The organism is Paraburkholderia aromaticivorans (assembly GCF_012689525.1).
Lineage (GTDB): Bacteria > Pseudomonadota > Gammaproteobacteria > Burkholderiales > Burkholderiaceae > Paraburkholderia > Paraburkholderia aromaticivorans_A.
Genome location: NZ_CP051516.1, coordinates 2,897,136 through 2,922,163, shown reverse-complemented (window position 1 = coordinate 2,922,163; position 25,028 = coordinate 2,897,136). Strand labels below are relative to the sequence as shown.

General features: G+C 62.6%; 23 protein-coding genes, 1 tRNA gene and 1 pseudogene. 9 read left to right on the top strand and 16 right to left on the bottom strand.

Translation table 11 applies throughout. The features are described 5' to 3' along the window. Window positions 1-203 precede the first annotated feature (203 nt). The 4 genes from HF916_RS41295 to HF916_RS41280 all read right to left on the bottom strand — a co-directional run bounded on the left by HF916_RS41295 (window position 204) and on the right by HF916_RS41280 (window position 2,920). Entirely contained in the window at window positions 204-611 is a 408-nt protein-coding gene (locus HF916_RS41295) for a hypothetical protein (protein ID WP_168794440.1), read from the bottom strand. Continuing rightward, a complete protein-coding gene (locus HF916_RS41290; RefSeq protein WP_168794439.1) occupies window positions 608-1,030 on the bottom strand; it encodes a hypothetical protein in 423 nt (140 codons plus the stop codon). Before HF916_RS41290 ends, HF916_RS41295 begins: the two co-directional genes overlap by 4 nt. Beyond that, on the bottom strand, window positions 1,023-1,349 hold the full coding sequence (locus tag HF916_RS41285; RefSeq protein ID WP_168794438.1) for a hypothetical protein: 327 nt from the start codon (window positions 1,347-1,349) through the stop codon (window positions 1,023-1,025). The genes HF916_RS41290 and HF916_RS41285 overlap by 8 nt, the downstream gene beginning before the upstream one ends. Before the next feature lie 638 nt (window positions 1,350-1,987). Further along, a complete protein-coding gene (locus HF916_RS41280; protein ID WP_240975716.1) occupies window positions 1,988-2,920 on the bottom strand; it encodes a hypothetical protein in 933 nt (310 codons plus the stop codon). 551 nt (window positions 2,921-3,471) lie between these two features. Between HF916_RS41280 and HF916_RS41275 the strand changes: the two genes are divergently transcribed. Beyond that, window positions 3,472-3,690, top strand: a complete 219-nt coding sequence (locus tag HF916_RS41275; RefSeq protein WP_168794437.1) for a hypothetical protein — start codon at window positions 3,472-3,474, stop codon at window positions 3,688-3,690. Between the two features lie 5 nt (window positions 3,691-3,695). Here the strand turns inward: HF916_RS41275 and HF916_RS41270 are convergent, their stop codons facing one another. The 5 genes and pseudogenes from HF916_RS41270 to HF916_RS41250 form a co-directional block, all read right to left on the bottom strand. Continuing rightward, the gene (locus HF916_RS41270) at window positions 3,696-4,040 is read right to left on the bottom strand and encodes a hypothetical protein (protein WP_168794436.1); all 345 of its coding nucleotides are present in this window, start codon (window positions 4,038-4,040) and stop codon (window positions 3,696-3,698) included. Window positions 4,041-4,046: 6 nt separating this feature from the next. Beyond that, window positions 4,047-4,295, bottom strand: coding sequence for a hypothetical protein (locus HF916_RS41265; protein ID WP_168794435.1), 249 nt, complete (start codon window positions 4,293-4,295; stop codon window positions 4,047-4,049). Between the two features lie 28 nt (window positions 4,296-4,323). After that, entirely contained in the window at window positions 4,324-4,602 is a 279-nt protein-coding gene (locus HF916_RS41260) for a hypothetical protein (RefSeq protein WP_168794434.1), read from the bottom strand. A gap of 559 nt (window positions 4,603-5,161) precedes the next feature. After that, window positions 5,162-6,459 (bottom strand): annotated as a pseudogene (gene lplT, locus HF916_RS41255) (lysophospholipid transporter LplT). A 209-nt stretch (window positions 6,460-6,668) separates the two neighbouring features. Next, window positions 6,669-7,472 carry an inositol monophosphatase family protein gene (locus HF916_RS41250; RefSeq protein ID WP_168794433.1) on the bottom strand — a complete coding sequence of 268 codons (804 nt, stop codon included), beginning with the start codon at window positions 7,470-7,472 and terminating at the stop codon, window positions 6,669-6,671. 398 nt (window positions 7,473-7,870) lie between these two features. On the opposite strand from HF916_RS41250, the gene HF916_RS41245 reads away from it, so the two are divergent. Further along, window positions 7,871-8,707 carry an RNA methyltransferase gene (locus HF916_RS41245; protein WP_168794432.1) on the top strand — a complete coding sequence of 279 codons (837 nt, stop codon included), beginning with the start codon at window positions 7,871-7,873 and terminating at the stop codon, window positions 8,705-8,707. Window positions 8,708-8,909: 202 nt separating this feature from the next. Then, window positions 8,910-9,743 carry a serine O-acetyltransferase gene (gene cysE / locus HF916_RS41240; protein WP_168794431.1) on the top strand — a complete coding sequence of 278 codons (834 nt, stop codon included), beginning with the start codon at window positions 8,910-8,912 and terminating at the stop codon, window positions 9,741-9,743. Window positions 9,744-9,911: 168 nt separating this feature from the next. On the opposite strand, the gene HF916_RS41235 is transcribed toward cysE, so the two are convergent. From HF916_RS41235 to HF916_RS41220, 4 genes are all read right to left on the bottom strand, one after another. Further along, entirely contained in the window at window positions 9,912-10,709 is a 798-nt protein-coding gene (locus HF916_RS41235) for a UDP-2,3-diacylglucosamine diphosphatase (RefSeq protein WP_168794430.1), read from the bottom strand. Window positions 10,710-10,757: 48 nt separating this feature from the next. Further along, window positions 10,758-11,252: a peptidylprolyl isomerase gene (locus HF916_RS41230; protein WP_168794429.1), complete on the bottom strand. Its 495-nt coding sequence runs from the start codon at window positions 11,250-11,252 to the stop codon at window positions 10,758-10,760. A 143-nt stretch (window positions 11,253-11,395) separates the two neighbouring features. Continuing rightward, window positions 11,396-11,977, bottom strand: a complete 582-nt coding sequence (locus HF916_RS41225; protein WP_168794428.1) for a peptidylprolyl isomerase — start codon at window positions 11,975-11,977, stop codon at window positions 11,396-11,398. 49 nt (window positions 11,978-12,026) lie between these two features. Further along, complete coding sequence (locus tag HF916_RS41220) at window positions 12,027-12,791, bottom strand: tetratricopeptide repeat protein (RefSeq protein WP_168794427.1); 765 nt, start codon at window positions 12,789-12,791, stop codon at window positions 12,027-12,029. A gap of 231 nt (window positions 12,792-13,022) precedes the next feature. Between HF916_RS41220 and cysS the strand changes: the two genes are divergently transcribed. The 6 genes from cysS (at window position 13,023) to HF916_RS41190 (ending at window position 20,007) form a co-directional block, all read left to right on the top strand. Continuing rightward, window positions 13,023-14,420 (top strand): cysteine--tRNA ligase, encoded by a 1,398-nt coding sequence (gene cysS, locus HF916_RS41215; RefSeq protein WP_168794426.1) that lies wholly within the window; start codon window positions 13,023-13,025, stop codon window positions 14,418-14,420. A gap of 47 nt (window positions 14,421-14,467) precedes the next feature. Further along, window positions 14,468-15,517 (top strand): DNA-3-methyladenine glycosylase family protein, encoded by a 1,050-nt coding sequence (locus HF916_RS41210; RefSeq protein WP_168794425.1) that lies wholly within the window; start codon window positions 14,468-14,470, stop codon window positions 15,515-15,517. A gap of 123 nt (window positions 15,518-15,640) precedes the next feature. After that, entirely contained in the window at window positions 15,641-16,612 is a 972-nt protein-coding gene (locus tag HF916_RS41205) for an acetyl-CoA carboxylase carboxyltransferase subunit alpha (protein WP_168794424.1), read from the top strand. Window positions 16,613-16,660: 48 nt separating this feature from the next. Beyond that, the gene (tilS, locus tag HF916_RS41200) at window positions 16,661-18,097 is read left to right on the top strand and encodes a tRNA lysidine(34) synthetase TilS (RefSeq protein ID WP_168794423.1); all 1,437 of its coding nucleotides are present in this window, start codon (window positions 16,661-16,663) and stop codon (window positions 18,095-18,097) included. Window positions 18,098-18,481: 384 nt separating this feature from the next. Next, a complete protein-coding gene (locus HF916_RS41195; protein WP_168794422.1) occupies window positions 18,482-19,732 on the top strand; it encodes an aspartate kinase in 1,251 nt (416 codons plus the stop codon). A 181-nt stretch (window positions 19,733-19,913) separates the two neighbouring features. Then, window positions 19,914-20,007, top strand: a tRNA-Ser gene (locus tag HF916_RS41190). A gap of 145 nt (window positions 20,008-20,152) precedes the next feature. On the opposite strand, the gene HF916_RS41185 is transcribed toward HF916_RS41190, so the two are convergent. From HF916_RS41185 to HF916_RS41175, 3 genes are all read right to left on the bottom strand, one after another. Beyond that, entirely contained in the window at window positions 20,153-21,064 is a 912-nt protein-coding gene (locus HF916_RS41185) for an amidohydrolase family protein (RefSeq protein ID WP_168794421.1), read from the bottom strand. A gap of 277 nt (window positions 21,065-21,341) precedes the next feature. After that, window positions 21,342-22,526 carry a porin gene (locus tag HF916_RS41180; protein WP_168794420.1) on the bottom strand — a complete coding sequence of 395 codons (1,185 nt, stop codon included), beginning with the start codon at window positions 22,524-22,526 and terminating at the stop codon, window positions 21,342-21,344. Between the two features lie 63 nt (window positions 22,527-22,589). After that, window positions 22,590-25,013: a glycoside hydrolase family 31 protein gene (locus HF916_RS41175; RefSeq protein ID WP_168794419.1), complete on the bottom strand. Its 2,424-nt coding sequence runs from the start codon at window positions 25,011-25,013 to the stop codon at window positions 22,590-22,592. Window positions 25,014-25,028 lie beyond the last annotated feature (15 nt).

Sequence of the window (25,028 nt, the reverse complement as noted above, 5' to 3'; positions counted from 1 at the left end):
TTCCGACACGAGACTCATTGACCTTCCTGAGATTACAGCGGCCCCGCCGCGTTGATCTGGCGATGCGACGGTGAGCGCGCACGCTGCAAATTCGTGACGCAACCATATAGCCAGTGCCCGAATAGCTCCCGGGTGCTCTTGCAAGATCATCCAAAATTCGGGCCGCTTTCGGGTGGCCATCTTCTTTTGTGCGGCCCGGGCTCCTAGTACTTTTCCCCGGTGAGCCGGGCCACGATATCAGTGAGCATGGCTTCAATCTTCGGCTTGATCGCGTCCTCTGGCTCGCCTTCCTCAATCGACTGCGTCATCTGAAGGGTCTGCGACGCGACCCACATGAACAACGCCGTGCCCGGATCGGAGAAGGCTTTGGTTTCGTCCGGTAGCAGGTACGCGAACATCGCCCGGCCGTGCGGCGTGAGCGCGACGGTTGCGCTCGCGGCCCGCGCATTGCGCTCAATCGTCTGTAGTGGGTTCTGTGCGCCGTCGTCGCCACGATGCCACGCGGCGCGTATGAATAGAGTGCGCGACGCGAATTGCCTGACGACGCGGTCGATTTCAGCGTCGGCGACTAGCGACGGTCGGCGCGGCGTTGTGGCCTTTGTCTCGCTCATGATGCCCGCCTGAGTATGACCGATGCAGACTTTCCGAAGGTCCCCGGCTTGCAGAGCAGGAACAGGCCGAACTCGGCGGCAATGGCCTCAAGATCGTCCTGTAGAGCCTCGTGGCCGTAGTTGTGCTCAGAATGGAACGCGATCGCCTCGTACGCGAGGAGCGCGCAAATCCCAAACGCCTCTCTGATGATCGCGTCCTGCGCCGCAGCGTCAACTGGCCTTTCATACATCGGCAGGGCGTCGTACATCCACCGAACCAACTCGTCGGTGTGGAACGCATCCGCGCCGTCGAGACACGCCTGCTTGTCTTGAGCGATGGCCTCCTGACGGGTGATTGTGCCTTCGCCGGATGCGGCCGTGCGCTCGGCGATGCCCCCGACGAACATGCGCGCGTACCTGCTGACCTCAATCTCATCCATGCGGAATTCTCCCGAGCAACGCGTCGCGCAGCCGGACGCGGGCGGCGTCCATCTCGTCGTCTAGGATTTTCTCCGTGAACCACATGAACGCGGTCCGGATGCCGAGCCGGAGGTCGCCGTCTATGCGGAGCGAGAGTATGACGTGCTGGGCGAGCGCCATGCCGTCGGCGTCAGGATAGTGGCCGATTATCTCGGAACTGGCGCGGCGGCATTCGAAGTCCAGCCGGGCCATGAAGGCTTCCGGGCGTGGCGGCGTCAGGATGTTGATCGCGTCGCGGGCAAAGCGAGCAATCGGGCGTTCTATCTGCGGCTCGTCCATCGCTGCCCTCTATGTGAAAAGGGCCGACGTAGTGCCGACCCTCCAAATCTCGGCCGATCCTACTCCGGCAGCAGGGCCGCGAACAAGAGGGCGCGCTCTATTTTTCCGCCATGTCGTCTGGGACGTGGCTGGCGAACTGGATAAATGAGCGGTGCGGATTCCGAGCTTGCATTCGAAGTCGGACCGCGATATGGCCCGGACGGTCGAGCTTGGCGGGAATGTGCAAGGCTTCTGCATGGAAATGGTGGACCGGCCGTTTCACCACGGCCGAGTCGTTAAGCCGTGGGCGCACAGAGGTCTCGCGATCTTCTCAGGTGCGGGTCATGCGGGGCTCAGGCCCAGAAGTGCCGAAGCAGCGCGACGGCGACCACGATGACAACGCCGACTGCGTGAAGGCGCAGAGTCATGCGCCGCTCGAATGCTTCGATTGCAGAATGCGTTGTCTGATCCCCCGTTGTGACGGGTCTAACTGCTTGGGATACACCGTACAAGAAAAGGGCCCTGCAGGCATAGGTTTGATCGCGTCTGCTATAGGGCTTCAGACAAGGTTCGAAGTACAGTTGGACGTGCCGCATCACTTCTATATAGCCCAAACTCGGCAGACGCGTTCCTTCAGGCGGCACAGCTGGTTGCGGCTTTCAGTTGGCAGCCACATTCCCTGACTGAGCGATCTTAGTCAGAATATCGTTCTCATAGGCATACCACGACGTGAGGCACGCCTTGTCCTTGCAGGTTTTCTCGCGAAAGTTCCACTGCTTGCGGATGCGATCTGAAAACCCCGTCTGATCTTGCGCCGCGGCACGAGCTTTTTCAACAAGACCGGCAAGAGCACGATCAGATGCTGCAAGGTCTACGTCGTGGCAAATTAAATATTGCGGAATCGATCCAGCCTGATTGCAGTCGAAGCTCGTTTGCTGTAATGGAGCGTCCCCGCCTTGAGGCTGCTGGGCTGTTCCAACCGAAGCCTCGGGAGTTGGGGGCGCGGCAGGCGTGGGAGCCGGTGCGTTCGGCGCGTTTTGCGGCGGCATAATCTGCTGTGCAGCCGTGGTCCGGCCGAATGGCACGAGCTGCCCAGATATGGCATCGGTGAGCATCGCTCCCACGATGGAGTCTGGCGTGACGCGCACCGTTTGTGTGTTGACCACTGCATCGCCAGCAACCGTCTCAGACTTGGCAAACTCGCAAGGAGGTTGGCAACTGACGCGGTTAGCGACGCTCACGTCATTTGCATCCGACCCAAGAATAACGATGACGTACGTACCGCCTTTATTTCCAACGTACCGCATCATAATCAATGGCTTAGTTGCCGTTCCTTTGCGAACGTCATCCTCACTGAGAGCAGGCTCATACCCGTAAGTGCCGTTGTCGACCATAGAGTAGTTGTGGGTCGCGGGCGGTGGTGTGACCACTTCGGGCGCAGGAGCCGGAGCCGGAGCTGGAGCGGCGGCTACAGGAGCGGTGGGGGCCTGTTGGCTCCCGGTTGATGACTGAGTCCCCGAATCCTTTCCGCATCCCGACAACAACATCGCCGCCGCACTGATGCAGCCGATTGCCGCCATCACCTTGTTCATGGTTTCCCCTTTTGGTCTGATAACTTATTTTCGCTAGATTCTCACGAATTTAGCGTATCCCTTCAAATTCTTATACTGCGCTACGGTTATAAAGGGTAGCGTAGGTGAGCGGAAAAGCCGCGGTGGACCTCGATCTTGCCGCGCTACGCATCGGAGCGCCGGAGGAGATGTTTAGGGTCATGAATTTGAGGCCGCGATGACTATGTTGTCAGCCTGGATCGTCCAGATTGACTGGGTCGCGAGCCATGGCGACATATGCGTCCCGCATAAAATGCTCGCTGACATCATCCGCTCGGGCGAGCCAACGGAAAAGTCTTTGGGCTTTTTCTTGTCTTGCGCGTGGCGGGTGGTACGTACGGTCATTTCGAGTGCCATCGCTCCGTTGTAGAGAGGATGGCCGGGTGGAGGCGGTTGTCGTCGTTCATGCGTGATTTTTCGGCGGCCGTCGAAGAAACTTTGGACTCATTCGCACCTGAATGCTGCGAGCGCCGGCGCGCCGCTTGTTTGTATGATGTCTGGGCAGATGTCTTTCACCATTTGTCGGGGATGCCATGAAGCCGATCAAGGTGCGTGTGCCGCGCGAGGAAGCGCCTGACTTTGCGGACGATCTGACCGCGTGGTCGAGCGCCACCAGCGTCGATCCCAGTCCTATGGTGGTCGGCGACGCGGGGACTGCCGGAAACACAAGCTCGCCAATCCGTTACCAGGCCAACGTGAGTCAAAGCTTCTTCGAACAGGTTCCGGAGTGGCGGATGTATGTTGAGCAATAGGGCGATTAGGCCGAACGCGTCAGACGGCCCGCGCATACCCCGTAGATGCCGCAAACTACAGGTGATGCGTAGTCGAGCATCCAGCCATCGACAAAGAGCGGCACCAAAGACTGCTCCTTCGTAAGGCCAGACGACTCCATAACCTGCGGTGCCAACTCGACCGCTATCTGTCCGAGCGAGACGCGCTCCTGCCAATCAGAGCGCACTCTGTTTGCCTTGCACCAGATGCGCCCTGATTCAACCAGGTGGTCGGTGCGCAGCCATGCGCTGGTGCGCGCCATCGCGACAAGTTGAGCGACGACGAGGTAGCAGAGCAATTCAGCGCGTATGTCGTCGCGGGAATCGGTCACGTCGCGCTACCTCTCATTGATTGGGACCTCGTAACGCGTGCCACACGCCTTGCAAATCACCGGTTCAAGATTGGCCTGTGCATCCAATGGCACGAGCGGCTGTTCCTCACCGTTGAGGAAGCACACCGGGCAAGGAAGATGGCCGTGCGGTGTCAGTTTGGACCAGTGGTCAACGAACCGCTGCACTTCCATTGGCGGCGTGTCGATCGCCTCAAGATGATCCAGCAGGACGTGGAAAAGCGGGGCATTCTGCATGTCGCCTCCGTAAGCCTAAGCGAATTTGTTACCCGGACGTACACGCGAACGTCAGTTCCGCCTCCTGCGGCGTCCACCCACGGACGCCATGCGTCTGCATATCGACCTGATGCATCTGCTTGCCTTGTTGAGTGCAGTACTCGTCGGCGCGCTTCAGGCTCGACGCTTTCACTTCGCCCCACGGCGTCATGCCGCCGCGGACTTGAGTCGTAATCGTGTAGTGTCCATCGCCGGCAGGTGTAACTTCGGAGATCGTCGTGCAAGCGGCGAGGATGGTCAGTCCAGCAAATGCTAGTGTTGTTTTCATGTGTTTTTGGAATTGTGTGGGGTAGGGCACTTCATCGCCGCGCTGCGACGGGTCTTCTCGCGCATGGCTGCTCCGTATTGTTGCCGGTTGGCATTCCGGAAAAGTCCCAAGTGCGTTGCGGGTTTTTCAGCGCGATGCTGGCTCGATCGTGTCAGCGGGACGGAATATCGGCCGATATATCAAAGCCAGCCGACGCGGTCCATACGCCCGTGCACCGGTCGGTCCAATTATGGCTCGCCGATTTGAACTGGTCGGCGGAATCGAACAGCGGCAGTGCAGGTCACGGTGCAACATCTTCGGCAAAGCCTTACTGGGCGGTGCGGAAACACCGCTGCATCATCGGCGTGTGTTGTGCGACGTCGTTGGCCGCTGCGGTTTGAATGCCCATCCTCGGTATCTTCTTGCGTTAGCTGTTCAGGGCGTGAGTTTAACCCGCCGGCGCGGCGAGCGGACCCTGGCCGGACGGCCAATCTGCGTTGCAAGCGCGCATTGCGAACTGCATGCCGCGGCGACAAACCCAAGCGCGCCGTGCCGCGCCCGCTTCACCTGCATGGCAGTTTCATTCTTCCACCATGGCCCGCATATCCACCGTGCGTTCATTCACCGCGCTTCGCCGCTTTGCCAGCCACATCATGAAGGTGATGAACGTGCCGAACACCACGATGATCCACTGCGCCGGCATCTTCGCCGTGAGCAGCAGCGCGTAGACGCCGAGCATCAGCAGCACGGCGAGGTTCTGGTTGAAATTCTGCACCGCGATCGAATGCCCCCGGACAGCAGCGTCGCGCCGCGATGCTGAAGAATCGCGTTCATCGGCACGATGAAAAAGCCCGAGAGCGCGCCCAGCAGGATCATCAGCGGATAGGCGAGCAGAATGTAAAACGGCAGGACGTACGTGCCGATGCGAATGCCCGCGCCCGGAGGGAACAGATCCTTGTTGTAGACCGCCATGGCGATCGCCACCGCGCCGGTCAGGATGCCGACCGGCAACACGCGCAGCGATTTGCGCAACGGAATCAGCGCGGCGGCGGCCGCTGCGCCGACCGCGATGCCGAGACCCGTGACGCCTTGCATGACCGCCGCTTTCGAGAGCGACAGCCCGAGATTCACGTTGGCCCATTTGAGCACCAGCAATTGCAGCGTGACCGCGCCGCCCCACATCAGGGTCGTCACCCACAGCGCGATCTGCGCGAGTTTGTCGGCCCACAGCACGTTGAAGCAATGATAGAAATCGCCGACCAGTTTCTTCGGTTCGCTCAGGCGGCTTTCGTAACGCGCGCCAGTGTCGGGAATGAAGATGTTGATCGCGGCAGCGATCGCATAAGTCACCATCGTCGCGAACATGGCGAGGTCGGCGGAGGAGCGGATCAGCGGCAGATGCGCGTGCGCGACGAATTTATTGGCGAAGGTGCTGATCAGCGCGCCGCCCACCATCGTGCCGACGATGGTCGACAGCACGGTGGCCGATTCGAGCCACGCGTTCGCCTTGACGAGTTTTTCCGCGGGCAGCAGTTCAGTGAGGATGCCGTACTTGGCCGGCGAATACGCGGCCGCGCCGAAGCCGACCACGCCGTAGGCAATCATCGGATGAACGCCCGCGATCATCATCAGGCAGCCGCTCGCCTTCAACGCGTTGGAGATGAACATGACATGGCGCTTTTGCATCGAGTCGGCAAATGCGCCGACAAACGGCGCGAGCAGCACGTATGAAACGGTGAAGAAAATCTGTAGGAGCGGTGTGACCCAGGCGGCCGAGCGAATCACGGAGAGCAGCGCGATGGCCGCGATCAACAGTGCATTGTCCGCCAGCGACGAAACAAACTGCGCCGCGATGATTGTGTAGAAGCCTTTTTTCATGAAGCGGATCGGAAGCTGCGCGCAAGTCAGGCGCAAAGCAGGGCGCAGCGAAAACGCGCGAAACGCAGCCGGCAATGAAGTGCGCCGGCGCGGCCTTTCGCTTTGTAGCACGAACGCCCTCGGCATGCAGGCGCGCCAACAAACAAGCGGCCGAAGCCGCTTTTTGTGTTCCGCTTGCCGGCGCCGAACCGGCGCCGCCCTCGTAGGGCTTAAGCCGATTGCTGACGCGTGCGGCTGTAGCGCGACAGGATCGGGATCATCTGCGCGTAGACCTTCGCGTTGCCCGCGACGATTTCGCCGACGTGCAGGAAATCCGAATCGCCCGTGTAGTTGCCGACCAGGCCACCGGCTTCCGTAATCAGCAGGCTGCCCGCGGCGACGTCCCACGCATTCAGGCCTTGCTCGAAGAAGCCGTCCATCCGGCCGGCGGCGACGTTCGCCAGATCGAGCGCGGCGGCGCCCGGACGGCGCAGGCCGGCGCAGGCTTCGGTCATTTCGGCGAACTGGCGGCCGTACGCTTCGAGGCCGTCCTTTTCGCGGAACGGGAAGCCGGTGCCGATCAGGCCGTCGGCCAGACGGTCGCGCTTGGCCACGCGGATGCGGCGATCGTTGAGGAACGCGCCACGGCCGCGCGAGGCGGTGAACAGGTCGTTGCGGGTCGGATCGTAGACCACGGCTTGCGTCACGATGCCCTTATGCGCCAGCGCGATCGACACGCAGTAGTACGGAAAACCGTGGATGAAATTGGTGGTGCCGTCGAGCGGATCGATGATCCACTGGTATTCGGATTCGTTATCCGACTTGCCGGATTCTTCGGCGAGGATGGCGTGATCGGGGTAGGCGGTCTTGAGCGTGTCGATGATCGCCGCTTCAGACGCTTTGTCGACCTCCGTGACGAAATCGTTGTGCTGTTTCTTGCTGACCTGGACGAGATCGAGATCGAGCGACGCGCGGGTGATGATCTGTGACGCGCGGCGCGCGGCCTTGACAGCGATATTGAGCATGGGATGCATGAGACTGGATCCTTGTGCCGGGGCAGCACGGCTGCTGGCCGGTAAATAAGCGCTAACCTGCGCTAATTGGGCGCCCTCGAGAAAGGCGCGGAAACAGCACGGAACGCTCGCCCGGTACAACCGGTGCGCATTCCGCCGACGGAGACGAATTGGATAAGAACGAGGCGTTCATGCTGTGCTAGACGGCAAAGCAGGACGCGAATATCGGTATTTTACCTGAGTCCGGACGCCGCGGCAGCGTTTGCGGGGTGGGCGGGCAACCCACCGAGGTTTTACGCGGCTCGGCCCGGCATTCGCAAGCGCATTGCCGCACGCATCTGCATGCGCATCTGCGTTCATTTCGGACCGGCTGCGGCGTTGGCGCTACCATACGCGTCTTTAGCTTGCAGAATTCCATCGTGGACCACACCCACCATTCCTCCGATCCTGCCGTAGCCGAACTGCGCGGCGGCTTCACCTCGACGCGCTTCGTGCTGGTCGAGCCGAGCCATCCGGGCAACGTCGGCGCCGCGGCGCGCGCGCTGAAAACCATGGGTTTCTCGCGACTCGTGCTGGTGTCGCCGCGCGTGCCGCACGTGCAAAGCGATCCGGAAGCCATCGCCATGGCGAGCGGAGCCGACGACGTGCTGGCGTCCGCGCACGTCGTGCCGACCCTCGCCGACGCCCTGAACGGCGTGCATTGGTCGATCGCGCTGACCGCGCGGCTGCGGGAATATGGGCCGCCGCAATGGACGCCGCGTGCCGCAGCTGGCGTCGCTCGCGAGCAGGCGGTGCATGGCGAGATCGCACTGGTGTTCGGCAACGAGCGCACGGGTTTGTCGAACGAGGACGTCGAGCGATGCAGCGCGCTGGCGCATATTCCGGCCAACCCGGCCTATAGCTCGCTCAATCTCGCGCAGGCCGTGCAGGTGTTGGCGTATGAGTTGCGCACGATGTATCTGTCGGCCGATAGCGCCACGGCCGCGGCACAAGCCGCGCCTCAGGCGGTTGCGGGGCAGGGCGAGCCCGTCGGTGCGCGCGCCGCGAGCGACGAAATCGAGAGCATGTTCGCGCATCTGGAAAGCGCGTTGGTCGCGCTCGAATTTCTCGATCCGGCCAATCCGAAGAAGCTGATGTCGCGCCTGCGCCGTCTGTTTGCGCGCTCAGGTCTCGAGCGCGAGGAAGTGAATATCGTGCGCGGCATCGCCAAACACATTCTGTTGAAGAACAAGCATAAGGACGGCGACGCGTCCTGAGACTGCATGTCATACCTGAATGTTTTTCCGTTAGCCGGCGACGACCCCGCCGGCAGCGTGGGCTTCCGGCAGGTTTTCCGCAATCCCCCTACAATCCTCAAAACGTTCTAAGCAAAGCTGCCGCCGTGCTATGCGGCGAGCCGTGCCGTCATGCGTGCCAGGTCGCGCGTGCGGCTCTTTCCCCCACAACACAGTCCCTGCCATGTTCACGAGACTTCGCGAAGACATCGCCACGATCCGCGAGCGCGACCCCGCCGCCCGCAGCGCCTGGGAAGTCCTCACGTGTTATCCCGGCCTGCACGCGCTCGTGCTGCACCGGCTCGCGCATGCGTGCTGGCGGGCCAAACGCCGCTGGCTAGCGCGTTTCGTCTCGCAGATGGCGCGTTTCATGACCGGCATCGAAATCCATCCGGGCGCGACGCTCGGGCGGCGCGTGTTCATCGATCACGGCATGGGCGTGGTGATCGGCGAGACCGCACAGATCGGCGACGACTGCACGATCTATCAGGGCGTCACGCTCGGCGGCACGTCGCTCACGCGCGGCGCGAAGCGGCATCCGACGCTCGAGCGCGGCGTGATCGTCGGCGCGGGCGCGAAGGTGCTCGGCGGTTTCACGATCGGCGCGGACGCGAAGATCGGGTCGAACGCGGTGGTGACCAAGCCGGTGCCGGCGCGTGGCACGGCGGTGGGTAATCCGGCGCGGATCATCGTGCCGGCGGCGGCCGCAGTGGCTTCGGAAGCGGCCAATGCCGGTTCCAATGGCGCCGCGCGCGACGGAAAACGCTCCGCCGCAAGCAGCGGCTTCTGCGCGTACGGCATCACGCCGAACGCCGACGATCCGGTGTCGCTGGCGATTCACGGCTTGATCGATCACGCGGCGACGCAAGCGAAGCGCATCGACGAAATCGTCGACGCGCTGGAGCGATTGGGCACGAGTCTCGAAGGGCTGCAAGGGGCCGATGCGGCGTTGCTCGATCTGCGACGGTTGTCGGCCGCGATTGCAGGGAAGGTGGAAACGGTGGCGGCGGAGCGGTGAAGTTTTTCGCACGTGCCGATGCCGGCGCTAGCGGCCAGCGCTAACAGCGACGCGATACGCGGCGTAGAAGGAGAGCGGCCACAACGCTGGCACGCGCGGCGTAGAACAGTGCCGAACCACCGTCGGTACGTGACGCGTCGGCGCGGGTGCAATCGACTGCCGCCACCTTCAACCCAGCGGCAACGCCCGAATCCCCTCAGCATCAATACGCAAATATCCGCCACGGCGCTCGCCGTGGTCGAGATCCCAATCCGGCAGAACCCAGCGCGTGCCGCCCGGCTCGCGATGCCGCGCCGGCCGGTGCGTGTGCCCATGAATGAGGGTCGCCGTTTTCGACGACTTGAATAACGCGGCCACGGCTGCCGCCGTCACATCGTACTTCGGCGAAACCGGCCGCGCGCGGCCTTGCTCGCTTTTCGAGCGCATGTTCTCGGCGAGCTTCTGACGCCAGCGCAACGGCCACGCGAGAAACAGCATCTGCGTGAAACGGTTGCGTGCAAAACGCCGGAACGTTTGATAGCCGCGATCCGCGGTGCACAAGCCATCGCCATGCGCGAGCGCGAGACGCGTGCCGAATGCGGTGATCACGAACGGATCGGGCAGCCAGATCGCGCCGGCCGCTTTCATGAAGCGCTTGCCCAGCAGAAAATCGCGATTGCCGTGCATGATGTAGAGCGCGATGCCGCGCTCTGACAACGTATGCAGCAGCGCGGCCATGCGCGCGACGAACGGCTCGACGAGCATGTCGTCGCCGATCCAGTACTCGAACAGATCGCCGAGTATGAAAACCGAATCGGCCTGCTCGGCCGTGAAGCGGATGAAATGCTCGAACGCGGCGACCGTATGCGGAATCGCCTCGCTCAGATGAATATCGGAGAGGAAAAAAAACGGGCGTGCGGCGTGCGGGCGTTTGCCCTCGCCAGGCACGCCCGCGGCGACGCTTCGCAGCGGCGTTTCTTGCAGCATTGAAGGTGCCTGATGTCAGTTCGAACGAATCGATGCTTACTACGACACTTAGTCGACGATCACAGCCTTTTCGATCACCACGTCGTCCGCCGGCACGTCCTGATGGAAGCCCTTCGAACCCGTCTTGACCTTCTTGATCTTGTCGACGATGTCGAGGCCTTCGACTACCTTGCCGAACACGGCGTAACCCCAGCCCTGCGGCGTCGGCGACGAGTGGTTCAGGAAGTCGTTGTCGTTCACGTTGATGAAGAATTGCGCCGTGGCCGAGTGCGGGTCGTTCGTGCGCGCCATGGCGACCGAGCCGTTGACGTTCTTCAGACCGTTGTTCGCTTCGTTGGTGATCGCCTCGGCCGTCGGCTTCTGCTTCATGCCGGGTTCGAAGCCGCCGCCCTGGATCATGAAGCCGTCGATCACGCGGTGGAACACCGTGTTGTCGTAGTGACCGGCCTTCACGTAGTTGAGAAAGTTCTCAACCGACTTCGGCGCCTTTTCAGCGTCCAGTTCGAGTTTGATGACGCCGTGGTTCGTATGCAGTTCAACCATGATGGAATCCTTTGATGAACGGGGTGGGTAAAAGGCGCGGCGAGTCGTCACGAATTGACTTTCAGCCGCGCCGGGGCGTGGATTGAGCGCTAACGCTTTTCTCGTGCGCGCGCCTGGCTACGGCGCGCGTCCTGATCCTGCAATTACTTGCCGACGACCGTGGCCGACTCGATCACGACCGGCTTTTGCGGCACGTCGCCCATCGGGCCGCGCGAGGTGGTGGGCGTGCCTTCGATCTTCTTCACGACGTCCATGCCACTGGTGACCTTGCCGAACACCGCATAGCCGTTGCCGTCCGGATTCGGATAGTCGAGGCCGGTATTGTCCACCGTGTTGATGAAGAATTGCGCGGTGGCCGAATTCGGGTCGCTGGTGCGCGCCATGGCGAGTGTGCCCGTCATGTTCTTCAGACCGTTACGGCTTTCGAGCGGAATCGGCGCGCGCGTCGGCTTCTCTGCGAAGCTCTGCGTGTAGCCGCCGCCCTGAATCATGAAGCCACGAATCACGCGATGGAAAATCGTACCGCTGTACTGGCCGGACTTCACGTAGTCGAGGAAGTTGGCGACCGTCTTGGGCGCTTTCTCAGGATACAACTCGACGCGGATGTCGCCTTCCGATGTCTTGAAGAGGACGGACGGATGCGCGGCTTGCGAACCGGACTGGGCAAATGCGGGAGCGTTTGCGATCAGGGCGGCGCTGCCGAGCGCCAACATCAACCATTTCATGAAGATCCTCAGGGTTGGAAAAAACGTATTGCGCGAAAACGTAATGGCTTTACTTCGACGGCGCCATGTAGGGCGGCATGGCGAGCGAGCCATTCGCGCCGCCGTACTGGAAGCTCGGCGTCTGCGTCATGTTCGAGGTGGCGCGGGCGGTGTAGTCGTCTTCCGTGGCGGCGGCCTGTTTCGCCTGGGCCGGGCTCTTCACCGGCGAGATGACTTTCTGAATGTCCGCAAGGCGCTGCGTGGTGGTGGGGCTCACCTTGCCGAGGCTCTGCGCGCGGCGATAGGCCGCGTTGGCCATACGCAGATACAGGTCGCCGAGATTCTCGTACGCGAGGCTGTAGCCCGGGTTGACCTTGGTTGCCGTTTCGAGCGCGGCGCGCGCTTCGGCATAACGGCCATGCTTTGCATAAAGCGCGGCGAGGTTGTTATAGGGCTCGGGCAACTCGGGGTACGTCTGCGTGAGTTCGGTAAACGCGACGATGGCTTCGTCGTCGCGATTCAGGTGGGCGAGCACCGTGCCGCGCTTGAACTTTGCTTGCGCGTCGCGCGGATTCGAGGCGATGCGCGCGTCGAGCTGGGTCAGCGCGGCCGCCCAGTTTTTCTGCGCGATCGACGCGTCGATTTCCGGCGTGTTGTCGCGCACGGCGGGGCCCTGCGGCAGCGTGGCGGTTTTCTGCGCAAAGGCGGCCGCGGCCGGCACGGCCGCAAGGGCGACCGCCACGGTGACGCGCAAGGCGAGGGCACGCGTGGCGCCACCGAAGGCCGTCGCGGCGAGGGTCGCAGCGCTGCGCGCGCGGCCGCTTGAAGGTTTCATAGGCTCAGGTCTGGATGTTATACTCCGACCCATTCTAACAAAAGGTCTGCGCGTTCCGTCGAACCGCAAACTGTCTTTTCGCCACTCGTGGTCGTCTCCGCCTTGATCGCAGCCTGACCGCCGCACCAGGTGCACCGGTTTTGCTGTATGCGACGCGCCCGCCGTCTGTTCGCGGGGCGCGGCGCGCATGAAACACATTGCGGATTTCTTTCGGCCCACGCACCGTTCTCTATGGAATCACTGCGCATCTACAACACGCTCGCGCGTGACAAGCAAACTTTCGTGCCGCTGCAAGAAGGCGTCGTGCGGATGTACGTCTGCGGGATGACCGTGTACGACTATTGTCACGTCGGTCATGCGCGGGTGATGGTCGTGTTCGACATCGTGCAGCGCTGGTTGCGCACGCTCGGCTACGACGTGACCTACGTGCGCAATATCACGGATATTGATGACAAGATCATCCGGCGCGCAGTGGAGAACGGCGAAACGATCAAGGCGCTGACCGATCGCTTCATCGAGGCGCTGCATGAAGACGCGGACGCGCTCGGCATCCAGCGGCCCGACGTCGAGCCTCGCGCTACTGATTTCATTCCGCAGATGCTCGGCATGATCGAGCAGCTCGAAGCGAACGGTTACGCCTATCAGGCGAGCGACGGCGACGTGAACTATGCGGTGCGCAAGTTCGCGAACTACGGCAAGCTTTCGGGCAAGTCGCTCGAAGATCTGCGCGCGGGCGAACGCGTCGCGGCGAACGACGCGAAGCAGGACCCGCTCGACTTCGTGTTGTGGAAGCAGGCCAAGCCGGAAGAGCCGGCAGATACAGGCTGGGATTCGAAATATGGGCGCGGCCGTCCTGGCTGGCATATCGAATGCTCGGCAATGGGCTGCACATTGCTCGGCGAACATTTCGACATTCATGGCGGCGGGCAGGACCTGCAGTTTCCGCACCATGAAAACGAAATAGCGCAAAGTGAAGCCGCTACCGGTCAAACGTTCGTCAATTTCTGGATGCACAACGGCTACGTACAGATCGACAATGAGAAGATGTCGAAGTCGTTGAACAACTTCTTTACGATCCGCGAAGTATTGGCGCAGTACGATGCCGAGGTCGTGCGTTTCTTTATCGCACGCGCGCATTACCGCTCGCCGTTGAATTACAGCGACGTGCATATCGACGACGCCCGAAACGCCCTCGCGCGTTTGTACACCGCACTGAAGGACGTCACGCCGGACGGCGCCGAGCTCGACTGGAACGAAGCGCATGCGCAGCGTTTCCAGGCAGCAATGAACGACGACTTCAACACGCCGGTTGCAGTGTCGGTGTTGTTCGAGTTGGCAACAGAAGTGAACCGCACGCGCGACTCCGCGCTAGCCCGTCAATTGCGCTCGCTGGGCGCGGTGATCGGACTGCTCGGCCGCGAGCCGCGTGCATACCTGCAGCAGGCAGCGGGGGTTGCAGCTGAGGGCGCGCTCGAGCCCGCCGCGATCGAAGCCAAGATCGCAGCGCGTGTGGCCGCCAAGCAGGCGAAGGACTATGCGGCAGCAGACCGGATCCGGGCCGAATTGCTCGAGGCCGGCGTTGCACTTGAAGACAAACCCGGCGGGTTGACCGAGTGGCGGCGCGTGTGAGCGCACCTCGACTTACCCTTTGATCGACTCGCCAGGCAGGAGGCAGGATGGCAACGGCCACGAAGACGCCGGCTAAACGAGCCGCGTCTCAAACAAACGCGGCAGCCGCGGCAAAGTCGACACGCACGTCGGCTCGCACGGGCAGCGGCGTGGTAACGAAAGCATCGTCGAAAGCCGCCGGGGTGGCGGCCAAGACCGCAGCGGGTGCATCGAAAAAGACGGCCGTGAAGCGCGCGCTCAACGGCGCGTCGGCGCATGCGCCTCTCGCGAAGCGCGCGAAGGCGCCGCGTGCGAAGAGCAATGGCGCCTTGCCGGCAGAACTGGCCGGCGACGTGCAGGAACTCGCCCGCATCACCGTCGAGGGGCACGAGGGCGAAGTCGTGCGCAAGACGCGCGCGTCCGCAAGCGCGGGCGGCGAAGCGGCGAGCGCGAGCGAAGTCGCGGTGCCGGTGCAGATCGGCGGCCTCGCGCCTGAAGTCACGCGTCCGGCCTATTGGGACAAGGCGTGTGCCGACCTCGTCAAGCGCGATCGCATTCTGAAGAAACTGATTCCGAAGTTCGGCCCGGTGCATCTGCTGAGTCGCGGCGATCCGTTCGTCACGCTCGCGCGTTCGGTGGTCGGGCAGCAGATTTCGGTCGCGTCCGCGCAAGCCGCCTGGGCGAAGGTCGAGGCCGCGTGTCCGAAGCTGGTGCCGCAGCAGTTCATCAAGCTCGGTCTGGAGAAGCTGACCACGTGCGGGCTGTCCAAGCGCAAAGCCGAATACGTGCTCGATCTCGCGCAGCATTTCGTTTCGGGCGCGCTGCACGTCGGCAAATGGACGTCGATGGAAGACGAGGCGGTGATCGCCGAACTCACGCAGATTCGCGGCATCGGCCGCTGGACGGCGGAGATGTTCCTGATCTTCAACCTGTCGCGCCCCGACGTCCTGCCGCTCGACGACTTGGGCCTGATTCGTGCGATCAGCGTCAACTACTTCAGCGGCGAACCGGTCACACGCAGCGAAGCGCGCGAAGTCGCCGCCAACTGGGAGCCGTGGCGCACCGTCGCCACCTGGTATATGTGGCGTAGTCTTGACCCGTTGCCGGTCGACTACTGAAAAAGAAGAAACGGGACCATTTCAAAAGCTATCAATTGTCAAAGATGATAGTTGCGAGATGGTTTTGACATCGACGAGCGCGGTTAGAATACGCGCTGCCGGTAAGTCCAAGGATTACAAACAATGAAGACCACGTTTCTGGATTTCGAACAGCCGATCGCTGAACTCGAAGCGAAGATCGAAGAATTGCGCTTCGTGCAGGACGATTCGGCCGTCGATATTTCGGAAGAGATCGAGCGGCTGTCCAAGAAGAGTCAACAGCTCACCAAAGATCTGTACGCGAACCTCACGCCGTGGCAGGTTTCGCAAATCGCCCGTCATCCGCAACGCCCGTACACGTTCGACTACGTGAGCGAACTATTCACCGATTTCCACGAACTGCACGGCGACCGCAACTATGCGGACGACCTGTCGATCGTCGGCGGCCTCGCGCGTTTCAACGGCCAGGCGTGCATGGTGATCGGCCATCAGAAGGGCCGCGACACCAAGGAGCGCGCGCTGCGCAACTTCGGCATGCCGCGTCCGGAAGGCTATCGCAAGGCCGAACGTCTGATGCGTCTCGCCGAAAAATTCGGCTTGCCGATTTTCACGTTCATCGACACGCCAGGTGCGTACCCGGGCATCGGCGCGGAAGAGCGCGGCCAGTCGGAAGCGATCGGCCGCAATCTGTACGTGATGGCCGAGCTGAAGACGCCGCTGATCGCGACGATCATCGGCGAGGGCGGTTCGGGCGGCGCGTTGGCCATTGCAGTCGGCGACAGCGTGCTGATGCTGCAATTCTCGACCTATTCGGTGATCTCGCCGGAAGGCTGCGCGTCGATTCTGTGGAAGAGTGCCGCGAAAGCGCCGGAAGCCGCGGAAGCGCTCGGCCTGACCGCGCATCGTCTGAAAGCGCTCGGCCTGATCGACAAGATCGTCAACGAGCCGCTGGGCGGCGCGCATCGCGATCCGAAGGGCATGGCCGCCATGTTGCGCCGCGCGCTCGCCGATTCGCTGCGCCAGTTCCAGGGCATGAGCATCAACGACCTGCGACAACGCCGTTTCGATCGGTTGATGTCGTACGGCAAGTTCAAGGAAACCACGCCGGGTGCCTAAGCCCGCGCGCGTTCTCTTTCGTCCTTCAGCGCCTCACGCGCTAGCGACGTGACTTCCACCGCCGAAACGCCCGCCGACCGCCTCGTACTCGAGGCGGTCGGCTTTTCGTTGTCTACGCTTCCCGCTCGCGCGCGCATTGCGATTGCGTTCAGTGGCGGCGTCGATTCGAGCGTGCTGCTCGATGCCGCAGTGCGTGTCGCCGGCGCGTCGCGTTGCATCGCGCTGCACGTGCATCATGGGCTGAGCGTTCATGCCGATGCCTGGCTCGCGCACTGCGACGCGTTCACGCGGGAACGCGGCGTCGAGTTCGCGGCAGAGCGCGTCGAGGTGTCGCGTGACGCGGGCGTGAGCATCGAGGCCGCCGCGCGCGATGCGCGTTATCGCGCGCTGGACGACATGTGCGCGTCGCGCGGTGTCGCCACGCTGTGGCTCGCCCAACATGCGGACGATCAGGCGGAAACCGTGCTGTTGCAATTGCTGCGCGGCGCGGGTCTCGCAGGTCTTGCCGCGATGGCGCCCGAGTATTTGCCGGCGGGTGCGTCGGCGACGCGCGTGCGGCCGTTGCTTCATCTGCTGCGCGCGCAGCTCGAGCAATACGCGAGCGCGCGTGCGTTGCACTGGATCGACGATGAGTCGAACGCCGATACACGCTACGCACGCAATGCGTTGCGCCACGAGGTGACGCCGGCGCTGGCCGTCCACTTTCCAGGTTTTCGCGACGCGCTCGCGCGCACGGCGGCGCACGCGGCGTCGGCGCAGCGTTTGCTCGACGCGCTGGCTCGCATCGATATGGAAGACGCGTCACGCGACGAAGGGCGCGCTCTATCGCACGACGCATTGCTCGCGCTCGACGACGACCGCGCGCTCAATCTCCTGCGTTACTGGATGCGTACGTTGGGTCTTGTCGCCGCATCGAGCGCGCGTCTCGGCGATGCGCTGCGCCAACTGCGCGAGATCGGCGCGGCAGGTGAGGGTCACGGTCTGCGTATCGACCACGCGAGTCATGCATTGCGCAGCTATCGCGGCCTCGTCTATTGGGAAAGCGGCGACAGCAGCGATCCCGCCGATGAAACCGCGCTCGCCGCGCGCGCGGTCAGCGAACTCGCGTGGCAGGGCGAATCGATCTGGCGCCTGCCGCAATGGCGCGGCACGTTCGTATTCGCTGAGGCAGGCGATACGGCTGGCGACCCAGACACGATTCCCTCGCGCGTCCTGCAGCGCGCCGTGTTGAGCGCGCGTTCGCGCAGCGGCGGCGAACGCATGCGCACGAGCGACGCGCCTGGCGCGCCGAGCCGCACGTTGAAAAACCTGTTCCAGGAGCGCGGCATTCCCGCGTGGAAGCGCGACGTGCCGCTGCTTTACATCGGCGGCGATCTGCTGTTCGTGCCCGGGCTCGGGGTCAATCGCGCGGCGTTGCCGGAGCAGATCGACGAGGCCGAATCGCGCGTCAGGATCGTCTGGCGCGAGGATCTGCTGATCGCCTGACCGGCCGGTCGGACACCCGGGCTATCTGGGCGATGAATCCGGAAATAGGGCGCAAATCCGCCTGAAACAGGCTTTTGCAGCGCGTATTCAGCGCAATCCGATAGCCTTTCCAGCTTGTCTTTTTGCGCTCGATCGGGTACGTTAACTTGTTTGCCCGACCCGATTTCGCCTTCGCTTTTGTTGAATTAGTCGGTTTTCGATCGTGATCCGTCGTTTCCGGTAAGCCATCAGCGATCATTCCCGGGCAAATCCGCGCGTGCTGCACGCGTGCTGCATTTACGCCGCCACACACTCTGCCGTCGTTCACAAGACGTTGCGCTTCTGTGCTTTTGTGCGGTGGTCTCCAGCGCGCCAGCGCGGTTTCTCCTCCAGTTCAGAACGACAATGGCACTCATCGTACACAAATACGGCGGCACCTCGATGGGCTCGGTCGAGCGCATCAAGAACGTCGCCAAGCGCGTCGCGAAATGGCACAAGGCTGGCCACAAGATGGTCGTCGTGCCGTCGGCGATGTCCGGCGAAACCAACCGCTTGCTCGGTCTCGCGAAAGAAATCACGAGTCAGCCGAGCCCGCGCGAACTCGACATGATCGCCGCCACGGGCGAGCAGGTCAGCTCGGGTCTGCTCGCCATCGCGCTGCAGGAAGCCGGCGTCGACGCGGTCAGCTACGCCGGCTGGCAAGTGCCGGTCAAAACGGATAGCGCGTTCACGAAAGCGCGCATCAGCGAAATCGACGGCGAGCGCGTATTGCGCGATCTCGACGCCGGCAAGGTGGTGGTGATCACCGGCTTCCAGGGCATCGACCCTGACGGCCACATCACCACACTCGGCCGCGGCGGTTCGGACACGTCGGCGGTCGCGGTCGCGGCTGCGTTGAAAGCCGATGAGTGCCTGATTTACACCGACGTCGACGGGGTCTACACGACCGACCCGCGCGTGGTGGAAGAAGCGCGCCGGCTCGATCGCGTGACGTTCGAAGAAATGCTGGAAATGGCAAGCCTGGGTTCGAAGGTGCTGCAGATCCGCTCGGTGGAATTCGCCGGCAAATATCAGGTGAAGACACGCGTGTTGTCGAGCCTGACCGATCCGCTGATACCACTCGACGCTGAAATGAAGTCGGGCACCCTGATTACTTTTGAAGAAGACGAGACCATGGAAAAAGCAGTCATCTCGGGCATCGCGTTTCAGCGCGATGAAGCTCGCATCGCCGTGATGGGTGTGCCCGACAAGCCGGGCATCGCGTATCAGATTCTCGGCCCGGTGGCGGACGCGAATATCGACGTCGACATGATCATCCAGAACCAGAGCGTGGAAGGTAAAACGGCGTTCACGTTCACGGTCGGCCGCGGCGATTATCAACGCGCCATGGACATCCTCACGAACCAGGTGAAGGGCCACGTGCAGGCCGAGCAGGTGCTGGGCGATCCGAAGGTGTCGAAGGTCTCGGTGGTCGGCGTCGGCATGCGCTCGCACGTCGGTATCGCGAGCACGATGTTCCGCACGCTGTCGGAAGAGGGCATCAACATTCAGATGATCTCGACCTCCGAAATCAAGATCTCGGTGCTGATCGACGAGAAGTACATGGAGCTCGCCGTGCGCGCGCTGCATAAGGCGTTCGAACTGGATCAAGCGTAATTTGCCTCGAAGAACGGAGTGGACAGGAGCGCTCCGTTTGTTTTGCGTGGCCGAGGTGAATAAATTGCGTCGTCAGTGACGACACTGGCACAAAAAATGTTCGCCAGACATTGACCTTCGTGGTTCAGCCCGCTATTATCTTGGCTTCGTCGCGCTGACTCCCTGCGCGACCGAAAGTTTGGGAGACGTGGCCGAGAGGTCGAAGGCACTCCCCTGCTAAGGGAGCATCTGGGCCAAAACCTGGATCGAGGGTTCGAATCCCTCCGTCTCCGCCAGCAGTGGCGGCAAACCCCGCAGAGTTTAGGCTCTGCGGGGTTTTGTTTTTTGGGGCGTTGCAGTTCGAGTGGGTCAGTACGGAGACGGGCCGCTTTAACCTCGATCGCGAGGGTGTGCGCTGTCCGGTTCTCCCGCAACCAACATTTAGCTCAGCTTGTAAATCGCCGCGGCCGTGTCATGCAGGAGTCTTCGCTGCTCCGAAACACTGAACTTCGCTATCACCTCGAAGTACGCGCGATAAAGTTGTTCGAAGCTGCAGGCTAGCTTGCTGATCGGCATATGACTGGCAAACATGCATCGATCGGGGCCAAAAACTTCAATGGTTTCCAGCATCCAAGGCCGGACCTGAGCGACCGTCCAATGAATGCCGAAGATGCACTCCAGCCCGAATATTTTCACCGCCACATTGGGACACGCGCCGACCGCGGTCATTTCACGTTTCCACGCCGCCTGGCCTTCGCTGGTCAGATCGAGTGGCCAGCCCATGACGGGCAGCACGAACTGAATGTCGGGAAACGCAGTCGCCAGCGATGCAAGTTCGGGCAGTTGCGGCGCGAACATTTCCAGTTCGCAAATCAGACCACGCCCCCGCAGCGACGCGAGTCGGCGTCGCCATACCACGTCCGACATGAGGTGCGGCCTTGGCGCATAGCGAAGCAGCGGGTTCGCCGGATGCCAGCCCAGATGTTGGCGAACGCAACGGATCCGTTCCGCTGACGCATATGCGTCGAGCGTGGCCGGCAGATCAGGACTCGAAAAATCGACCAGAGCGATGATGCCGTCCGGGCGTCCTGTCGCGCTCGCAAGCTCTTGCGCCCAGCATGTTTCGCCCACCGGATCGGTCGAAATGAATTCCGCCCAGACTGTGCCGACGACATTCAACGCGCTCGTGTCGCGCGCGTAGTCCTCGGGTAAGTAGATGCGGGGGAGCGCGCTGTAGTCGCCGACAAGCGCTTCGAAGCCTTCGCTGCGCGTCGCGAACACGGGGTAATGGAAGCGCCGGGCGTCGTAGAAGTGTTGGTGACAGTCAAGGATCGGCAGGGCGGCGCAGTCCATCGTCCAGGTCTCCATACGCGAGAGCCAGCACTTAAGCGCAGTGCTTGTCCGGCGAGGTTAGCACGAGTCGGTTCGGCGTCCTGCGACGAGCCAGATGGCTGGTTGTCCTTGGCTTGCTGTTGGCGTGTTGAGAAGGGTCAAACGGCGTCGCAATGGCCGGCTTCGTCGATCGTCGAGCGTGGGCTGGCTGGAACCCGCGAAGTCCCTCGGCCTGCTCACGCAGCCGATCCCGTTCGCGGGTCTGCCGTTCATTCATCGCCCTTCCAAATCACCACCCTCAAAACGCGTGCCTTAACCCCACCATCCCAACAAACTGCGAAGGCCCCGACGACGGCGTCGTATTCTGCGAGTCCCCGACCACCGCCACCGCGTCGGTAATGCTGGTAGCGCCGCCCGCCGCGAGCAACGTCTTGCCGCGCGCGAGCTGATACGCCTCCAGCGCGTACAACGTCGTGCGCGTCGAGAGGTTGTAGGTTTGCTCTAGCGAAATCTGGTGATAGCGCGCCGGATCGCTCATGCCATTCGCCTTACTCGCGCGTGTATAGCTGTAGCCGGCTCCGACTATCACCGCCGGCGTGATCCGATACGTCGAGATCATGCCGTACGTGTTGAACACCGCTTCGCTGGCAAACAGCGAACCGGAGCCCGGCGCGTACTGCACGTTCGAGTAGTTGATGCCGACCATCAGGTCCTGCAGGTTATAGCGCGCGGCCGCGGCGAACAGTTGCGCGCTGCGTGCCGTCGCATAGCCGCTATTCACCGGCGAGTTGATGGCGAAAGTGCCGAGCGCCGCGCTCGTCGCAATGTCTTTCAGCTTCACATAGCCCGCTGCGACCGCGAACGGCTTGTAGTCGTAGCGAAACGCCGCGCTGAAATTGCTGCCGTTGGCCACGCTGCCCGGCACGCCGCCCAAGCCGTATTGCGCGCTAAATTGCAGGCCGGCGACGTTCGGCGACAGATAGGTTACCGAATTGTTGAAGCGCAACGTGGTGTCCAGCGCGTCGACATCGCCTGGGTGCGCGCCCGTCGCGCCGGTCAACACGCCGGTCGGCCCGAGCGCACCGACCATCTGGAAGTAGGGCGTGTACTGCCGCCCGAATGTGACCGTCCCGTACCGGTCGTTACTGAGCCCGACATATGCCTGCCGATTGAATAGAAAGCCCGCGCTGCTCTGCGCGCCCGTCAGCGAGTTGAAGCCGCTCTCGAGCCGGAAAATCGCCTTCGTGCCGCCGCCGATGTCTTCCGAACCGAGCAGGCCGAACTTGCTCGCCTGCAGGTTGCCCTGGCTCATGTAGAAGTTGGCGTGGCCGCGCTGATTGCTGACATAGGTGAACGCGTTATCGACGACACCGTACAACGTGACGCTGCTTTGCGCCGCCGCGCCGCTCGACAGTGCGGCGCCTGCGAACGGCAGGCACGAGAGGACGAGTGCGCGCGTACGCGCACGCTTGAATGATTTCATCGCTTGCAGGTCTCCGGATTAGATGAGCGGCCTGAGTGCTTCAGGCCGGTGATGCGGACTTGTTCAACGGGTCATGGAAATCGTCAGGCATCGCCAGCCGTCGGCGGTGTGATCGGCCGCGAGAGCACCGCCGATGCATTCGACCGTGCGCACTTCGTCCTTCGGCACGAGGATCCGGACTTCGCGCTGCGGCTGCGGCATCCAGCCTTCGCGTTCGACTGAGATACGCAACGTGCTCGCGTCGCCGGCCAGCGTGATGTGCCAGCGGCCTTGCGCGCCTTCCCGCCAGGCTTCGCTCTCGCCGTCGTCTTCGATGCAGCCGCCGCGCGTGGTGCCGGCGCCCGCGTGCGGCACGGCGATGAACGCGCGTTCGTCGGCGGCCCGGCCGAAGTGTTGTTCCGCCACGTTCAATGAAGTCACGCTGCCTTCGCGCAGCAGGATCACCGGTTGCTCGAATGGCGCGGGGAGGTTCACGGTCTGGCCGCCGTCGAACGTTTCGCCGCTCCAGTACGACACCCAGCGCGTGCCGGACGGCAGATACACGTCACGCGTCGACTGGCCTGCGTCGACAACCGGCGCGACCAGCATCGAAGAACCGAGCATCATGTCGTCGCCGTCGGTGAGGCAGCGCAGGTCGTGGGGAAACTCCGCGAACATCGGGCGCAAGACGGGCTCGTAGGCGCTGCGCGATTGCCAGAGCAACTCGTACAGGTAAGGAATGATGCGGTAGCGCAGTTTGATCAGCGCGGCCACCTGCTGCGTGACCTCGGGGTGCATCCACGGTTCGTTGACGGTGCCGTCGTCGTTCCACGAATGAATGCTGAAGCGCGGCAGGAAGATGCCGAACGCGACCCAGCGCGCGAACAGTTCCGGGCCCGGCGCCGGGCCAGAGAATCCGCCGATGTCGTGACCGCTGTTCGAGATGCCGGACATGGCGAGGCCGAGGCCCATCTTCAGATTGAAGCGCAGCGTTTCCCACGAGGTGTAGTTGTCGCCGGACCAGGTCTGCACATAGCGATGCATGCCGACGCCGCCCGAACGCGATACGAGAAAGGGCCGCCGCTCAGGCGCGTGCTCGCGCTGCGCGTCGTGCGACGCGCGCATCATCAACTGCGTTTGCAGCACCTTCGCCTCGCGCGCCGGATACGCCGTGCCGAAGCCGCGTGCGATCGCGTCGGGCGACCAGATCTCGAATTCGTTGTTGTCGTTCCACGTGGCCGCGATGCCGTGTTTCAGGAGGCTGTCTTTCACACTCGCCTTCCACCAGTCGATGGTGTCGGGATTGGTGAAATCCAGATACGCGCCGACTTCGTCCCAGAACTGCACCCAGGCAGGATTGCCGTCGCGCGACTCGATCAGCAGGCCGGCTCGGGTGGCCTCATCGAATGCGGGGTGATCCTGCAGCAGGCAAGGTTTGATGTTCGCGCACAGGCGTACGCCGTGGTCGAGATAACTTTGCACGAAGCCGTCGATATCCGGAAACTTCTCGTGATTCCAGTTGAACACGTAGCGCTTCGCGCCGATCGACGTATAGCCCGACGACAGATGGAACGAGTCGCACAGCACGTCGTGTTCGCTGCATCGTTCGATGAATTCGCCCATGCGTTGCTGCGCATCGGGCGCATCGGTGTAGCTCATCGTCGAGCCGGAATAGCCCAGTCCCCACTTCGGCATCCAGGCCGGCCGTCCGGTCAGCCACGTAAAACGCCGCACCGCGTGCAGGGGCGTGCCCGCCGATGCGATGAAGTAATAGTCGAGATCGCCATGTTCGGCGACGAAGTTGCGATAGTGGCCGTGATAGTTGTCCAACTCGCGGCCCATGTTGAAGCGGCAATCGGCGAGCGTGTCGTAGAAGAGTCCGAAGCCCGTCGACGTCTGCGGCTGCCAGGTCACGTAGAACGGGATGTGCTTGTAGAGCGGATCGGTCGTGCGCGCGCTGTAGCCCATCGCGTCGATATTGCGCATCTCGTAGCTCTGATTCGCGCGATCCAGCGACCCGGCGCGCTCGCCGAGGCCGACATACATTTCATCCCGGCGCCGCTCGATGTAGTGATACACGCGCTCGTCCCACCAGCCGAAGTTATATGCCTGCGTTTTGCGGTCGCTCATCACGCAGTGCCATGCGTCGGCGTGCAGGATGTCCCACGCGCAGAAGCCGCCGTCGAGCGTGACCGTCAGGCGGATGCGCGCCGTTTCGATCACCACGTGTCCGGCGTCGCTCGACACCTCGAACGGCGGCGGCGTGAAGCCGCTCAGGTCGCGCCGCTCGCGCCCTTCGAGCGCGACGTCGTCCTCGCCCGGCGCAATGGACCAGGTGCGGGGCCCGTGCAGTTCGCCGTCAGGCAGCACGAGCACGCGGATGATGTCCTCAGCGAGCACGAACAGTTCGATCCGGCAGTGCGCCTGCGCGGTGAGAACGATGTGGTTGCCGGTCTGCGACGACAACGAAAAGCGCGGCGGGTGCTTCAGATTCGTCAGTGAATGCATGATGTGTGTTCGCTT

Bases quoted from the DNA above. Each gene is read 5' to 3' on its own strand.
- HF916_RS41295 (WP_168794440.1), bottom strand. From the start codon at position 611: ATGAGCGAGACAAAGGCCACAACGCCGCGCCGACCGTCGCTAGTCGCC.
- HF916_RS41290 (WP_168794439.1), bottom strand. From the start codon at position 1,030: ATGGATGAGATTGAGGTCAGCAGGTACGCGCGCATGTTCGTCGGGGGC.
- HF916_RS41285 (WP_168794438.1), bottom strand. From the start codon at position 1,349: ATGGACGAGCCGCAGATAGAACGCCCGATTGCTCGCTTTGCCCGCGAC.
- HF916_RS41280 (WP_240975716.1), bottom strand. From the start codon at position 2,920: ATGAACAAGGTGATGGCGGCAATCGGCTGCATCAGTGCGGCGGCGATG.
- HF916_RS41275 (WP_168794437.1), top strand. From the start codon at position 3,472: ATGAAGCCGATCAAGGTGCGTGTGCCGCGCGAGGAAGCGCCTGACTTT.
- HF916_RS41265 (WP_168794435.1), bottom strand. From the start codon at position 4,295: ATGCAGAATGCCCCGCTTTTCCACGTCCTGCTGGATCATCTTGAGGCG.
- HF916_RS41260 (WP_168794434.1), bottom strand. From the start codon at position 4,602: ATGAAAACAACACTAGCATTTGCTGGACTGACCATCCTCGCCGCTTGC.
- HF916_RS41250 (WP_168794433.1), bottom strand. From the start codon at position 7,472: ATGCATCCCATGCTCAATATCGCTGTCAAGGCCGCGCGCCGCGCGTCA.
- cysE (WP_168794431.1), top strand. From the start codon at position 8,910: ATGTTCACGAGACTTCGCGAAGACATCGCCACGATCCGCGAGCGCGAC.
- HF916_RS41235 (WP_168794430.1), bottom strand. From the start codon at position 10,709: ATGCTGCAAGAAACGCCGCTGCGAAGCGTCGCCGCGGGCGTGCCTGGC.
- HF916_RS41230 (WP_168794429.1), bottom strand. From the start codon at position 11,252: ATGGTTGAACTGCATACGAACCACGGCGTCATCAAACTCGAACTGGAC.
- HF916_RS41225 (WP_168794428.1), bottom strand. From the start codon at position 11,977: ATGAAATGGTTGATGTTGGCGCTCGGCAGCGCCGCCCTGATCGCAAAC.
- HF916_RS41220 (WP_168794427.1), bottom strand. From the start codon at position 12,791: ATGAAACCTTCAAGCGGCCGCGCGCGCAGCGCTGCGACCCTCGCCGCG.
- cysS (WP_168794426.1), top strand. From the start codon at position 13,023: ATGGAATCACTGCGCATCTACAACACGCTCGCGCGTGACAAGCAAACT.
- HF916_RS41210 (WP_168794425.1), top strand. From the start codon at position 14,468: ATGGCAACGGCCACGAAGACGCCGGCTAAACGAGCCGCGTCTCAAACA.
- HF916_RS41205 (WP_168794424.1), top strand. From the start codon at position 15,641: ATGAAGACCACGTTTCTGGATTTCGAACAGCCGATCGCTGAACTCGAA.
- HF916_RS41195 (WP_168794422.1), top strand. From the start codon at position 18,482: ATGGCACTCATCGTACACAAATACGGCGGCACCTCGATGGGCTCGGTC.
- HF916_RS41185 (WP_168794421.1), bottom strand. From the start codon at position 21,064: ATGGACTGCGCCGCCCTGCCGATCCTTGACTGTCACCAACACTTCTAC.
- HF916_RS41180 (WP_168794420.1), bottom strand. From the start codon at position 22,526: ATGAAATCATTCAAGCGTGCGCGTACGCGCGCACTCGTCCTCTCGTGC.
- HF916_RS41175 (WP_168794419.1), bottom strand. From the start codon at position 25,013: ATGCATTCACTGACGAATCTGAAGCACCCGCCGCGCTTTTCGTTGTCG.